Source organism: Streptomyces sp. NPDC049541 (assembly GCF_044465725.1).
GTDB lineage: Bacteria > Actinomycetota > Actinomycetes > Streptomycetales > Streptomycetaceae > Streptomyces.
Map to the genome: position 1 here is coordinate 235564 of NZ_JBITLY010000010.1, position 13833 is coordinate 249396.

Genomic DNA, 13833 nt, shown 5'->3' on the forward strand with positions numbered 1-13833 from the left:
GGCGTCTGCTCGGCGCCGGAGTCCGCGTAGGGGCCCTCGCCCTGAGCGAACAGCAGCCTCCCCACGCTCCGACACCCCCCGCCCCGGCCTCCTGGACCGAAGGAGGCCACCGATGACCAGCCCGCAACCCGACCCGGCAGGACGCACGAGGCGCAGTGCCGACTTCGTCATGCCGCCCGAGTTCTGGGACTTCCACGCCCGCTACGACCGTGCGTGCTTCGAGTACAGCCGCATCCACCTCGGCGGCAACGCCCTCGCAGCCCGTCGGCTGGTCAACCGCACCTTCCTGTACCTGGCCACCATCTGGCCCCGCCTGGAGGCCATGGAGAATCCCGGCGCCTACGCCTGGGCCCTGTTCAAGCAGCGTGTCCACGGCGAACTCGCCGCCCAGGGCCGCAGCCCCGCCACGACCGAGACCCTTGCCTTCGCACGGGCCATCCGTGCGGCCAGCGCGCCCCTGCTCGGCGCCTTCCGCAGCGCCTTCCAGGCCGAGTACGGAGAGGAGATCGCCGAACTCGAGGAAGGGCTGGGCCTGTTCCGCCAGATGTCACGGCTGAGCGAGCGCCAGTTCGACGTGATCCTGCTGCGTGACGTGCTCGAGTTCGACACCAGGGACACGGCGCTGATCATGGGCATCCGTGAGGCCACCGTCCGGTCCACCCGGCGCACCGCGATCCACCGGCTCGCGACCGCCATGGGCTACCGGACCGAGAACGCCCCGGACACCGCCGACGACGAGAAGGAGTGACCCACCCGTGAACCGCACCCCGCGCAGCATCGAGGAGGCCCTGCGCCGTTCCCGCGTCTTCCAGGGCGAGTACGGCTACGCCGACCTGGAAGCCGCCCGGCACGACCTCGCGCGTGACCTGCACGAGCTGCGCTGGATGCGGTTCCTCAACACCGCCGCGCACTGCGGCCACGGCGCCGGGGCCAACCCGCTCCCGGCCGCCCTGCACGAACAGGCGGCGCACGACCTGCGCCTGCTGTGCCGCGGCACCGTCCACCACCACGGTGCCGCCCGCCGCATCACCGCCTTCGACACCGAACGCGACCCCGATGGCGCCCTCACCTTCGCCTGTCTGCTGTACCTCGCCGACCAGGAGGAGGGCGCCCAGTTCTGGTGGCGCTACACCGCGGGTGCCGGCAGCGTCACCGCCGCCCTGTGCCTCTACCTGCTCCATCTGCGCCGCGGTGACATGCGTGACGCCCAGCACTGGGCCGACCAGATCCACCGCCTCAACAGCCTCGACTGGACCAGCTACACACCCGTACCGCACCACGCCGACACCACCCCCCACCCCTGCGACGGCCCGGGCGTCCGCTACACGCTGCCTCCCGTGCCACCGGCCGTCTCCGAACGGGCGGTCAAGGACGCGGTGGACGAGTTGGAGGCACCGTACGACGGAGGCCTCGGCCCCGTCCCGCAGCCCATCCCGGCGCTCGCCGACCACTGGGACGAGTTGGTCACCGCGTGAACGGCGGCGGAGCGTGGCTCAGACGTCCGAAGGCATCCGGCAGCCGCGAGCCCCAAAGCAGCGCACCCGACACCGCACCCCCGGCTGACCGACCCCTGTGGCGGCAACGGGACTTCGGTGTCTTCTGGGCCGCCCAGACGCTGTCCGTCCTCGGTGACTCCTTCGCCCTGATCGCCCTGCCCCTGCTGGTGCTCCAGGCCACCGGGTCGGTCGCCCGCATGGGGCTGCTGACGGCGGTGGGCACGGCCGCCGCCGTCCTCGCGGCGGTGTTCGCCGGGGTCGTGGTGGACCGTGCCGACCGCCGCAGACTCCTCATCGCCTGTGACCTCGTAAGGATGCTGCTGTACGGGCTGATCCCCGCCGTGTGGCTGTTCGGGCCGCAACTGTGGCTGCTGTACGTGGTGCTGCCGCTGTGCGAGGCCGTCGGCACGTTCTTCGCCGTCGGCTACGTCACCGTCGTCCGCAGCCTGGTGGGCAGCGACCGGCTGACGGAGGCCAACGGCCGTCTGAACGCCACGGCCGCCGGGGCCGGGGTGCTGGGACCGCTGGGTGCGGGACTCGTCGCCGCCTGGACCGGGCCGGCCGCAGCCGTCGGCGTGGACGCGGCGAGCTTCGGGGTCTCGGCGGCCTGCATGCTCCTCGTACGCTTCCGCGCCCGCCCCCGCGACGAGAGCCCACCCGAGCGCACCGGCCTCTGGCGGGACCTGCGCACGGGGGTGTCCTTCCTCTACGGCCACCCGGTCCTGCGCGCCCTCACCGCCCTGCTCTTCGTCTTCAGCTTCCTCACCCTCGGCCTGACCGACCTGGTCATCTACCACCTCGAACACGACCTCGGCCACGACGACGGCACGGTCGGCACCGAATGGGACGGCGGCAGCGAGAGCTGGGCCCCGCAGAAGGAGCACACCGACCCCACCCCTCTCCCTCCGGGCTACCCGACGACGAACCTCACGATGATCGGCATCGCCGGCGGCTACAACCTCCAGGTCCACGCCTGCCCGGCATCCCCGGACCACCCGCACATCGAACTGGTCCAGTGAACGAGGCTGTCGCCCTCGCACACGCTGCTCACCCGGCTGCTGCGTAGCCGGGCACGGACGGCCACCGAACGGTCAGTACGACCGACTCTTCCTCCGCGAACCATGAGTGGTCGACCCCGCGCCCCCACACGACGTAATCGCCCTGCTGCTCCAGAAGCACACTGCGGCCAGGAAGTTCAACGCGGAAGCGACCACTGATGAGAACCAGCAGAGCGGTGCGCTCCTCGCCCTTGACCCACTGCGGTCGCTCATCGCCGCGCGGGTGGACGCCCCATTTGATCTCCACAGCCTCGCTGTGACGCGGATCGCCCACGTCCTTGAAATGGCCCAGCAGCCACCCCCGGTCCAGTGCCGCATCCTTGCCCGCATTGCCCACGTACACGCTGTTGTTCACGTGGCCGGACTTTAGTGCGCTTCAACTGCCCTATGACAACGCGAAGTTTGCAGAGGGGGAAGACGAGCGGGTCGTATGCCCAGGACGCAGCCGGAAGATCTCCCGGGTGAGCGCAGGTGACGCAGGACAGCTACCCCTTCGGTACCGGGATGTCGGCGCTGCTCAGTGTCTGAGGTCGGTCCGTGAACACTCTCAGTCGCACACGCAGATGGGCTCGTTGCGGGACGGAGTAGCGTCCGGCGCTCGGCACCAGAACGTAACGCGCCGACTCGTGCGGGCGCAGCACGGCCGGGCCGCTGCGGACGGTCCAGTACCCCGAGGAGTTCTCGCTGGTGCTGGCCGCGAAGTTCGGGGTCAGCGGGGTGCCACCGGTGTTCGTCGCCTGTACGGTGAGCCGGCTGATCCCGCGGCTGTCACCCCGTACCTCACCCACTGCCAGTCGGATCGGCGGGCCGCTCGCGGTGGCGACGGCCACGCACACCGCGGCCGGAGCCAGCACCGCTGCAGCGAGGGCCGCGCTGACGGCCCGCCGTCGGCCGAACGGCAACCGGGGCTGCCAGGCCGAGGTGAAGGCGGACGCAGGGGCGGTCGCGGCGGCTGCCACCCAAAGCGGCGTCATCAGCAGGTAGTAGCCGTCCTGCGACCGCGTGGCCAGGTAGAACGCGCACCACGGCAGCACGGTCGCGGCCGGGCCCAGCCGCCGTACGAACAGCACGAACAACACGAGCAGCCCGGCGGCAAGCAGCATGCTGCCGTACGAGTAGAAGTCCAGCCGACTGCTGCCCTCGGAGAAGTAGTACGACAGGCCCATGATGCCCTGGCCGTGCAGCACCCCGTGCTGGGTGAAGGGCAGAAGCAGGCCGGAGAGCCAGGCCCGAGGGCTCTGCGCGATGAAGTACGCGTTCGCGGCCAGCGCCACGACCACCGCGATCCCGGTGAAACGTGCGACCACGCCGAGAGCGGCCCGCGCGGGCAGTTCCCCGCGCCGCAGCGCGTACACACCGACCAGCAGGAACGGGGCGAGGAACCAGGGCAGTTGTTGCGTCGCACACGCGGCCCCGAGGAGCCCGGCGCGCACGATGTCCCAGCGGCCGAGCCGCCCCCCGGCACCTGTTGCGGGCCAGCCGATCACCACCGGGATGAGCAGCACGAGCGCCGGGATCGCCGGATAGCCCATGGCCGCATACCCCTTGAGCATGGGGAAGCCCAGACAGACCGCCGTCGCCGCAGACCGCCACGGCGCCGGCAGCAGCCACCACAGCACCGCGGCGCCGACGATCAGCAGGAGAGTCGGGACGAGGGTGACCGCCTTGGCGCCGATCACCGCGTACACGGGGGCGATCAGCAACAGCGCGAACGGTGGATAGGCGAACGAGTAGTCCGCACCGCCCGACATCGTCTTGGTCACACCGACGTGGTGGTGCTGAAACACCCACGGCCACTCATGCCCGTACACCGCATGCCCGTGCACCAGCTCGTGTGTGGCCTGGGTCATCAGCACCGTCTCGTCGTTCATGCCACTGCTGACGGCGTAGGAGCACAGGGCCAGCGTGCACCCCAGCAGCAGTGCTCCCGCGTCGACTTGCACGAGGGCGCGGCGGCTGCGCACCGCGACGGCGAGGATGGAGAGGATCAGGATCCCCGCGTACCCGACGGTGATGACGCCGCCGACCACCGGCCGCTTCATGATCGCGGCATTCCAGTCGGCACGAGTACCGATGAACAGGCTGATGAGAGCCAGCAGTGTGATCGCTCGGTGCAACGGCGCAGGGTCAGCCGGTAACGGCAGCCCCGCACGGGTGGACGCAGTATCGGGCACGGAGACGGTGGCGTCGGCGGTCTTGCTCATGCAGAGAGCTCCTCGGGCGGGCGAACCATGATCAGATGAGGGAGCTCTCGTAGTAGAAACTCGCCATTTTGTCGGTGTCGGTGGCCGAGTTCTCCGATGCGAACCCCATGGCCAACCGGCAGGCGGCCGTATTGCTGGTGTCCGGAATCTGAATGGCAAGGCCTTCGGGCTCCCGATAATACAGGCTCTGACCGGCCTTGGTGAGCTGACGGTCGCTCGTGGAACCGGTGTTCCAGTCGATTCTGGTGACGTAGGCATTGCCGTCGGGGTTGGAGGCGCAGTCGTCGTACTGTTCGCGTACGCGAATGCGTTTCCGTCGATCATGTACAGGTATTGCCCGAGGCTCGTGAAGCCCCGGAAGTCGGAATACGCGCTGCCGGTCGCCTGGGTGACGGTGGCCGGCGGTGTGAACGTCGCCAGGTCGTAGAGGCTGAATTGGAATACGTTGTTGAGTCGTTGCGTGCGGCGGCTGTCGCGACGCCATGGCCGAATCTTTTGAGATACATGCGGCCGATTTCCGCACGGGTGGCGGTCGCCGTCAGCCATTCACCCCTGTGTAGTGGTCGAGACTCCAGCGCCACAGCAGCCGTGCCCCGAGGTACGCGAGCACGCCGAGCAGTGGGGAGGCCGCCGCCAGCCAGTACGGGACCCCGGTGTCGTGCCCGTGCCCGGTGAGCACCGCGGCCGGGAAGTAGGCGACGAACGCGAGCGGGAGGCCGAAGGTGAGGAAGCCGCCCACCGCCTTGGGCAGCACGTTCAGCGGGTAGCTGCCGAAGGTGCCGAGCAGCTCCTCGAGCCAGCGGCCCCAGTAGTCGGCGGCCGGGAAGCGGAGCGCGGCGCAGGCGACCGCCGTGAACAGGGCGGCCTCCAGCAGCATGGCGCCGAGCACACAGGCGATGAGATACGTGATCCGCCCCGCCGTCCAGTCGAGGTGGCTGCGGGACAGCGCGCCGACCATCAGGCCCACGGCGACCGTCAGGTCACCGAAGGCATTGGTGGGGAAGAACTGCAGCTGCACCTGCCGGTGGACCGGCATCGGCCGCAGCAGATAGATGTCGATCTTCCCTTCCTGGACGAACCGGCCCAGCTGGTGCACCCGGCCCAGACACAGCACGAACAACCCGTGGGCCAGCATCCGTGTCGCCGGGATCAGCAGCACCTGAGAGCTGTCCCAGCCGCCCATCCCGGTGAACCGGGTCAGCAGCACGGTCGCGAACACGATCACCGACACCTGCCAGATCGCACCGATCGCGATGTTCAGCAGGAACTCGATGCGGTACTCCATCTGGGCGCGGATGTTGAGGCGTGTGATGCGCCAGGCGATCCGGACGGCGTTCATGGGCCTCAGCCTCCCTGGGAGATGACCCGGTGCGCGGCCCGCCGCCACAGGAACCGGGTGAGGAAGAAGAGCAGGACGACCCACACGGCCTGGATCGCCAACTGCCCGCCCGCGTCGGCCAGTCGGATCCGGCCCACGTACAGCGACAGGGGCACGCTGAGCGTCGCCTGGAAGGGCAGGAAGGTGCTCATGGTGCGGAACCAGCCGGGGAAGAACCACAGCGGGGCGTACACCCCGGACAGCAGGTTCTGCGCGAAGAGCAGGATGAGCATCGCGGAGGTGTTGCGGATGGTCCAGAAGCACAGCTGGTCCAGGAGCAGCATCACGAAGTAGAGGACCAGTTGGCCGAGCAGCAGGCTGAGGACGAACACCCCGGCCACCGCCGCCGACCCGGGCGGCTCGATCACCCCGGCGGCGAGGCACACCGCGTATCCGGCGAGCGCCCACGCGGCCCCGTAGACCTGCTCGCCGAGGGCGCGCAGCGCGTGGTAGCGGGCGGGAGACAGTGGGCGCAGGTACCAGTAGACGATGGTGCCGAAGTGCATGTGCTGGATGACCGTGTCCCGGCCGGCGTACTGGTCCAGCTCCCGCAGCCGGGAGGCGAGCACGGCCAGCACGGCGTAACTGATGGCCTGCTCGCGGGTCATGCCGGCCGTGGCGCCGGAATGCGCGTACAGGCCGCTCCACAGGGACGCCACCAGGACCACCTGGACGACCAGCCGGACCAGGACGGCCGTCATCCGGGGCGGGGCGTGCAGCTCGCCGAGCGGGGTGACGCGGGCGGCCCGCCATGCGTGCAGAACGGCCATGTCAGACCCCTTCCGCCGCGGGCTCCGCATGCGCGTACGCGACCCGCATCACGTCCTCCAGGTCCGCCTCGTCGATGGCGATGCCGGTCACCTCGTACCGCTCGATGACCGCCTTGAGCGCCTGGTGGACCGTGGGCGCCTCGGGCCCGTCCGGGCCGAACACCACCTGCGGGCCGTCCTGTCGCAGCAGGGCGATGCCCGGGGGCGGTACGACGTCGGTGTGCCCGTCGGCGAGCGTCGCCCGCACCTGCCAGGTCGAGCCGAACTTGCGGCGGATCTCGTCGAGGGAGCCGTCGAGGACCAGCCGCCCGTGGTTGATCAGGACGACCCGCTCGGCGAGCCGCTCGACCTCCGTCATGTCGTGCGTGGTCAGCAGCACCGTACGGCCGCGCTGCTCGACCTGGTGGCGCAGGAACTCCCGGACCTGCTCCTTGACCACCACGTCCATGCCGATGGTCGGCTCGTCGAGGAAGACGACCGGCGGGTCGTGCAGCAGCGCCGCGGCCAGGTCGCAGCGCACCCGCTGGCCGAGGGAGAGATGGCGCACGCGGGTGTCCCAGAAGGCGGACAGTTCGAGGATGTCGTCGAACTCGCGCAGCCGGGCGGTGTGTTCGGCATCCGGCACGTCGTAGATGTCCCGCAGGATCGAGAACGACTCCCGCACCGGCAGGTCCCACCACAGCTGGGTGCGCTGCCCGAACACGGCGCCGATGTTACGGGCGTTGCGCTCCCGCTCCTCGTACGGCACCACGCCCGCCACCCGGGCCTCGCCGGAGGTGGGCGTGAGGATGCCGGTGAGCATCTTGATGGTGGTGGACTTGCCGGCGCCGTTCGGGCCCAGCAGGGCGAGGAGTTCACCCGGCGCCACGTCGAAGCTGATGTCGGAGACGGCGTGCTTGACGGCCCGCTCCGGATTGACGAGGGACCTGAGCGCGCCCGCGAAGCCCGGACGGCGCACAGTGGTGTGGAAGGAGCGGGAGAGGGAGCGGACCTCGATACTGCCGATCACTCGATGAACCTCCGGGTGAGCTGGATCAGCCAGACGGTCACCGCGAGCGAGGCGGCGGAGAGCGCGGTCAGCAGCCAGGGGACGGCCTGGATGCCCGAGGCCTCGATGCCCGCCCCCAGCAGCGGGGGAGCCGCCACTCCGCCGATCATCGACGCGGCGATGACCCAGGCACCGGCGCGCCTCGCCTGGGGAAGCGCCCTGTTCAGCCAGGGCAGTCCGGTCGGGAAGACCGGTGCGATGAACAACCCAACACCGGCGTAGGCCACCGGCGCCACTCCTTTTACACGTGCCAGCAGCAGACACACCGTCATGCCGGCCGCGCAGATCGTCAGGATCCGCTCGGGGGAGTGCTTCAGGGTGATCGGCACGACGAGGAAACGGCCCGCCGTCATCATCAGCCAGTACACGGAGGTCGCCGAGGCGGCCACGGCCGTGCTGTAGCCGACGGTCTCCAGATGCGTGGGCTCCCAGCCGCCCACCCCCGCCTCCACGCCCACGTTCAGGATGTACAGGGCGAGGAAGCCGACGAGGACGCGGGACAGGCCGCCGCCCCGCGATCCGGGCTGCCGCTCCTTCTCCGACGGCTCGACAGGGCGCGTACGCACGCCGCTCGATCCCAGCGGGACCAGCACCGCGGCCAGCACCGCACACGCCCCGAAGGCGTACGCGTATTCGCCCGGACCCAGCCAGGCCACCACCGCCGGGCCGAGCACCGCCCCGATGCCGAAGTGGGCGTTGAGCACGTTGAGCATGGCCGTGGAACGGTCGCCGAAGCCGACCGCGAACAGCTGGTTGAGCCCGTAGTCGAGGCCGCCGAAGCCGAGGCCGCCGAGGAAGGCGGCGGCGAGCGCGAGGGGCCAGTTCGGGGCGAGCGCGAAGCCCGCACCGCCCAGCGTCATCAGCCCGTAGCTCGCCGCCAGCAGCGCCCGGTTGCTGATCCGGGAGTGGATCGCGTTGAAGGCCAGGACGCCCGCGACACCGCCCGTGAAATGCAGGCTCAGACCGAGCCCGGCACCGGACGGGGACAGCCCGAACTCCGCGCGCAGACCCGGCACCGAGGGGCCGTACAGCGCCTGGAGCATGCCGATGAGGACGAAGCCGAGACAGGACGCCACCGCGGCCGCCCGACTGAAGAGCCGGCCGGCCGCGGTGGACCGTATGTCCGTGTCCGTCAACTGATCTCCGAGAAGACGAAGGAGAACTCGGCCGGCTCGGCGCGCAGGGCGTACTGCGGCAGGACGCCCGGGCCGCAGGACCCGGTGCCGATGCCGTGCAGGGCGTGGTCGAGGTTGACCCAGACCGTGTCACCGGGGGTGAGGTCGGTGCGGTGCGAGGCCGCGTCCAGCTGTTCGGTGGTCCAGCGCCGGGCGCTGAAGGAGAACTCCGGATCGCCCTCGATGCGCAGCCCGCCGATCTCGGCCCAGCGGACGTCGGCGCGTGCGCCGTTCTCCTGCGGGCGCAGGTACGGCGTCTGCAGTGCGTCGAGCGTGGACTCCCAACGGCCGAGCTGCGAGGCGGACTTGGTGTCCGGGTACCCCTCACCGGGACCGCCGCCGAACCAGCGCACACGGTCGGCGCTCGCGTCCAGCCCGAAGCGGACGCCGAGCCGCGGCAGCGGCACCGTCCACTCGCCCTCCGGGCCCACCGAGACCGTCAGCTTCAGACGGTTGCCGTCGGACGTCCAGCGGTACACGGTCGCGAGGCCGAACTCCCAGGCGGCGGGGGCCACCCGGGTCCGTACGGTCAGCGCGTCGTCGCCGATCTCGACCCCGTCGAGCCGGTGCCGCATGCGGTGCAGGCCGTACTTGCGCCACAGCTCCGCGTAGCGCGTGTCGGTCTGCCACTCGGCGCCCTCGTCGTTGTCGGTGGTCGCCCGCCACACATCGAGGCGCAGACCGTTCACCGCGACCCCGCCGATGGTCCTCAGCGCACCGGTGCGGGCGTCGAAGGAGGCCGGGCCCAGGGTGATGACCCGCTCGCCGAGGACGGGTCCGTCGGTCGCGGCAACCCTCGGCAGCGGCCGCGCGGCCACCGCGAACTGCCCCCACGCCACCGGGTGGCCCTTGGGCGCCCACGCCGTGTCGGCCGCGAGCGAGGCCCGCACCGTCCACTGCGTCTCGCCGCCACCACCGTCGGCGGGCGGCTCGGGCAGCTTCACATCGCCCGACTCGCCCGGGCCGAGCGAGGGCACCGACAGGGAACCCGACTCGACGGTCTCCCCGTCCACTTGGTACGACCACTCGAACGCAAAGGCGGACAGGTCGGCGAAGTCCTGCTTGTTCGTGACCCGCACGGTTCCGGCGGAGCCGTCGCCCTCGATGCCGACCGGCTCGACGACCTTCTTGAACTCGACCAGCCCCGGTGACGGGGTCCGGTCCGGGAACAGGAGTCCGTCGCAGACGAAGTTCCCGTCGTGCAGCTCCTCGCCGAAGTCGCCGCCGTAGGCGTAGCCCAGCTCGGGGTGGGTGATGCCGTGGTCGATCCACTCCCACACGAAGGCGCCCTGGAGACGCTCGTACGTCTCGAACAGCCGCTGGTAGTCGGCGAGTCCTCCGGGGCCGTTGCCCATGGCGTGCGCGTACTCGCAGAGGATGAAGGGGAGCCCACGCCGCTTGTGCGTGCCTCCGTCCAGCTCCTGGCCGATCTGCTCGACCTCGGCGTGGTCGGCGTACATCCGCGAGTACATGTCCGTGTCACGGCAGTTCCAGTCGCCCTCGTAGTGCACGAGGCGCGAGGTGTCCCGGCCGTGGATCCACTCGGCCATGGCGGTGAGGCCGCGCCCGGTGCCGGCCTCGTTGCCCAGCGACCAGATGACGACCGAGGGGTGGTTCTTGTCCCGCTCGACCATGCGGGCCGCGCGGTCGAGGAGCGCCGGGGTCCAGCGGTCGTCGTCGACCGGGTTGTCCCGCCAGGCCTGCTCGGTGAAGCCGTGGGTCTCCAGGTCGCACTCGTCGATGACCCACAGGCCGTACTCGTCGCACAGGTCGAGGAAGGCCGGGTGCGGCGGGTAGTGGGAGGTGCGGACGGCGTTGACGTTGTGCCGCTTCATCAGCAGCACGTCCTCACGCATGGTCTCGAGGTCGAGGGCTCGGCCCTTGTCGGGGTGCCACTCGTGGCGGTTGACGCCCTTGAAGAGGACCGCCTTGCCGTTGACCTTGATCAGACCGTCCTCGAGGGCGACGGTCCGGAAGCCGATGCGCAAGGGGACGCGCTCGCCCTCGGTCACCAGCTCGCCGTCGTACAACTTCGGCGTCTCGGCCGTCCACGGCTCGACCGGGACCGTCACCGGCTCACCCGTGGCGACATCGATGTCCAGCGCGGGCACGGTCACCCGTCCGTCGACGTCGGAGTCGACGCGCAGGGTGCCCTCGCCCGTGACGTGGTCGTAGGAGGCGTGCACGAAGAAGTCGAGGGCGCTGCCGGCCGGGCGGTGCAGCAGCGTCACGTCACGGAAGATGCCGGGCAGCCACCACTGGTCCTGGTCCTCCAGGTAGGAGCCCGCGGACCACTGGTGCACGCGTACGGCGAGCACGTTGCCGCTCGGCTTCAGCAGGTGCCCGACCGCGAACTCGTGCGGCAGCCGGGAGCCCTTGAACTCGCCGATGTCCGTGCCGTTCAGCCAGACGCGGGCGCAGGACTCGACACCGTCGAAGCGGATGACGGCCCCGCCGTCGGCCGGCCAGTCCGCGGGCAGGTCGAAGACGCGCAGATGGTCGCCGGTCGGGTTCTCCGTCGGGACGTGCGGCGGGTCGACCGGGAAGGGGTAGAGGTGGTTGGTGTAGATGGGCAGGCCGAAGGCGCCGTCGCCCTGGAGGACCCAGTGGCCGGGGACCGTGACCTCGGGCCAGCCGCCGGCGTCGAATCCGGGCTCGGCGAACGAGTCGTCCTCGGCGTCGCTGGTCGGCGAGACCCTGAGGCGCCAACTTCCGTTCAGTGACAGGGACTTGGCGTCCGAGGACGCGTACCAGGCGCGGGGCGGCAGGGCGCCGCTGCCCGGGGAGACGTCCTCGACGTAGTCGACGGCCGTTGTTGTGCGGGAAGTCATCGGTCTCCAGGTCTCGGGATTGCGGGTGTCAGCCCTTGATGCCGGTCTGCGCGATCCCCTGCACCAGCCAGCGCTGGAGGAAGAGGAACACGAAGATCAGGGGCAGGATGGAGATGGCGGTGGCCATGAAGATCAGATGGAAGTTCACGGTCTGGTTGGTCATGAAGGAGGACAGCGCGATCTGGACGGTCCAGGAGCTCGGGTCCTGGCCGATGACCAGTGGCCACAGGAAGGAGTTCCAGGCGCTGATGAACGTGATCGTGGCGATCGCCGCGAAGAAGTTCAGCGAGTTGGGCACGACGATCCGCCAGTACGCGCCCCAGTAGCCGAGCCCGTCCACGCGTGCCGCCTCCTCCAGCTCCTTCGGGAATCCGAGGAAGTACTGCCGGAAAAGGAAGCAGGTGAAACCACTGAAAAGGCCCGGAATGATCAGGCCCCGGTAGGTGTCCACCCAGCCGAGTGACGAGACCAGCACGAAGCTGGGCACGAAGGTGACGGCCGTCGGGACCATCAGGGTCGCCAGGACGGCGTAGAACACCTTGTTGGCGTGCTTGTACGGGATGCGGGCCAGGCCGTAGCCGGCCAGGGAGCACACAAGGAGGGTGCCGAAGGTGGTCAGGACGGCGACGACCAGCGAGTTGATCATGGAGCGGCCGAAGTCGACCGTGGGGTCGTCGAACAGCTCGGAGATGTTGCCCCACTGGAACGAGGGCAGCACCTTCCAGTTCTCGCCCGTGATCTCCAGATCCGTGGAGAGCGAGTTGCGGACGATCAGATAGAACGGGATCAGGAAGAGCAGCGCGGCGACACCGACGGCGATGTACAGCCCCGTGTTGCCGAAGACGCCCCGGCCCTTCTTGCGCTGCTTTCCGACCTGAGGTGCGGTGGTGGTCACTTGGACTCATCCCCCCTTCCGAAGCCCATGAACTTGCCCTGGATCAGGGTGACGAGGCAGATGAGCAGCGACAGGATGACCGCGCCCGCGCTGCCTGCGCCGTAGTCCTGGCTGGTGCCGAGGGCCGACTTGTACAGCACCATGAGCGGTGTCTGGGCCCAGGTCGCCTTCTGCCCGATGATGTTGAAGAACTCGTCGAACGCCTGGTAGGCGGCGATGAGCAGCAGCAGGATCACCGCTGTGGAGGTGGCCCGCAGTTGCGGCAGCGTGATGTACCGGAAGGTCTGCCAGCCCTTCTTCGCCCCGTCGATGGCGGCGGCCTCGTACAGCTCGGTCGGGATGTTCTGCAGCGCCGCCAGGAACAGGATCATGTAGAAGCCGGACTGGATCCACAGGCGCAGGGTCACGATGACCAGCCAGTACCAGGGCGGGGTGGGGTTGGACATCCATGCGACGGTGTCGGCGCCGAACCAGCCGATGACCGTGTTCGCGAGTCCGAAGCGGACGCCGCTGAAGATGGACATCTTCCAGATCAGGGCCGCGGCCACGTAGGAGACGGCGGTCGGCAGGAAGAACACCGAGCGGAAGAACGCCCGCATGAACCTGAGCCGGTTGACCAGCAGAGCGAGGCCCAGCGACAGCGCCCAGGTGGTCGGCACGATGAACGCGGCGAACACGGTGAACGTCACCAGTGAGCCGGGGAACTCGCTGTTGGTCAGGATCTGCTTGTAGTTGTCGAAGCCGATGAAATGGCTCGGCGTGACGGTGTAGCGGGCGTCGAAGAAGCTGAGCCAGATGCTCCAGACGATCGGCACGAAGACGAAGATCGCCAGGCCGATCAGAAAGGGCCCGGTGAAGAGCCAGAAGTTGACGGTGGCGTTGCCCCGCAGGCCCCGCCGCGGCCGGGCCTGGGAGGCCTTGGCCGGGGCGGGCTGGGCGACCCCGCGTGTGGTGGTGGTCGACATGTCGTGGTCTTCC

At 69.6% G+C, this 13833-nt stretch carries 13 protein-coding genes; 3 read left to right on the forward strand and 10 right to left on the reverse strand.

Annotated elements, in window-relative coordinates:
- The first annotated feature begins 112 nt into the window (after positions 1-112).
- The 3 genes from ACIBW9_RS32800 (at position 113) to ACIBW9_RS32810 (ending at position 2515) form a co-directional block, all read left to right on the forward strand.
- Positions 113-748 carry a sigma-70 family RNA polymerase sigma factor gene (locus ACIBW9_RS32800; RefSeq protein WP_398960648.1) on the forward strand — a complete coding sequence of 212 codons (636 nt, stop codon included), beginning with the start codon at positions 113-115 and terminating at the stop codon, positions 746-748.
- Between the two features lie 7 nt (positions 749-755).
- On the forward strand, positions 756-1475 hold the full coding sequence (locus tag ACIBW9_RS32805; protein ID WP_398960649.1) for a hypothetical protein: 720 nt from the start codon (positions 756-758) through the stop codon (positions 1473-1475).
- Positions 1476-1570: 95 nt separating this feature from the next.
- Positions 1571-2515 (forward strand): MFS transporter, encoded by a 945-nt coding sequence (locus tag ACIBW9_RS32810; protein WP_398960765.1) that lies wholly within the window; start codon positions 1571-1573, stop codon positions 2513-2515.
- Positions 2516-2543: 28 nt separating this feature from the next.
- Here ACIBW9_RS32810 and ACIBW9_RS32815 read toward each other — a convergent pair whose 3' ends face one another.
- The 10 genes from ACIBW9_RS32815 to ACIBW9_RS32860 form a co-directional block, all read right to left on the reverse strand.
- Entirely contained in the window at positions 2544-2909 is a 366-nt protein-coding gene (locus ACIBW9_RS32815) for a signal peptidase I (protein WP_398960650.1), read from the reverse strand.
- Between the two features lie 130 nt (positions 2910-3039).
- Positions 3040-4758 (reverse strand): hypothetical protein, encoded by a 1719-nt coding sequence (locus tag ACIBW9_RS32820; RefSeq protein ID WP_398960651.1) that lies wholly within the window; start codon positions 4756-4758, stop codon positions 3040-3042.
- Positions 4759-4789: 31 nt separating this feature from the next.
- Positions 4790-5242: a hypothetical protein gene (locus ACIBW9_RS32825; protein WP_398960652.1), complete on the reverse strand. Its 453-nt coding sequence runs from the start codon at positions 5240-5242 to the stop codon at positions 4790-4792.
- Positions 5243-5296: 54 nt separating this feature from the next.
- Positions 5297-6097: an ABC transporter permease gene (locus ACIBW9_RS32830; protein ID WP_398960653.1), complete on the reverse strand. Its 801-nt coding sequence runs from the start codon at positions 6095-6097 to the stop codon at positions 5297-5299.
- A 5-nt stretch (positions 6098-6102) separates the two neighbouring features.
- A complete protein-coding gene (locus ACIBW9_RS32835; RefSeq protein ID WP_398960654.1) occupies positions 6103-6906 on the reverse strand; it encodes an ABC transporter permease in 804 nt (267 codons plus the stop codon).
- A 1-nt stretch (position 6907) separates the two neighbouring features.
- The gene (locus ACIBW9_RS32840) at positions 6908-7915 is read right to left on the reverse strand and encodes an ATP-binding cassette domain-containing protein (protein WP_398960655.1); all 1008 of its coding nucleotides are present in this window, start codon (positions 7913-7915) and stop codon (positions 6908-6910) included.
- Positions 7912-8997: an MFS transporter gene (locus ACIBW9_RS32845; protein WP_398960766.1), complete on the reverse strand. Its 1086-nt coding sequence runs from the start codon at positions 8995-8997 to the stop codon at positions 7912-7914. The genes ACIBW9_RS32840 and ACIBW9_RS32845 overlap by 4 nt, the downstream gene beginning before the upstream one ends.
- A gap of 89 nt (positions 8998-9086) precedes the next feature.
- Positions 9087-11960 carry a glycoside hydrolase family 2 TIM barrel-domain containing protein gene (locus tag ACIBW9_RS32850; protein ID WP_398960656.1) on the reverse strand — a complete coding sequence of 958 codons (2874 nt, stop codon included), beginning with the start codon at positions 11958-11960 and terminating at the stop codon, positions 9087-9089.
- A gap of 28 nt (positions 11961-11988) precedes the next feature.
- Complete coding sequence (locus ACIBW9_RS32855) at positions 11989-12855, reverse strand: carbohydrate ABC transporter permease (protein ID WP_351467331.1); 867 nt, start codon at positions 12853-12855, stop codon at positions 11989-11991.
- Positions 12852-13820 carry a carbohydrate ABC transporter permease gene (locus ACIBW9_RS32860; protein WP_398960657.1) on the reverse strand — a complete coding sequence of 323 codons (969 nt, stop codon included), beginning with the start codon at positions 13818-13820 and terminating at the stop codon, positions 12852-12854. Before ACIBW9_RS32860 ends, ACIBW9_RS32855 begins: the two co-directional genes overlap by 4 nt.
- Positions 13821-13833: the final 13 nt, after the last annotated feature.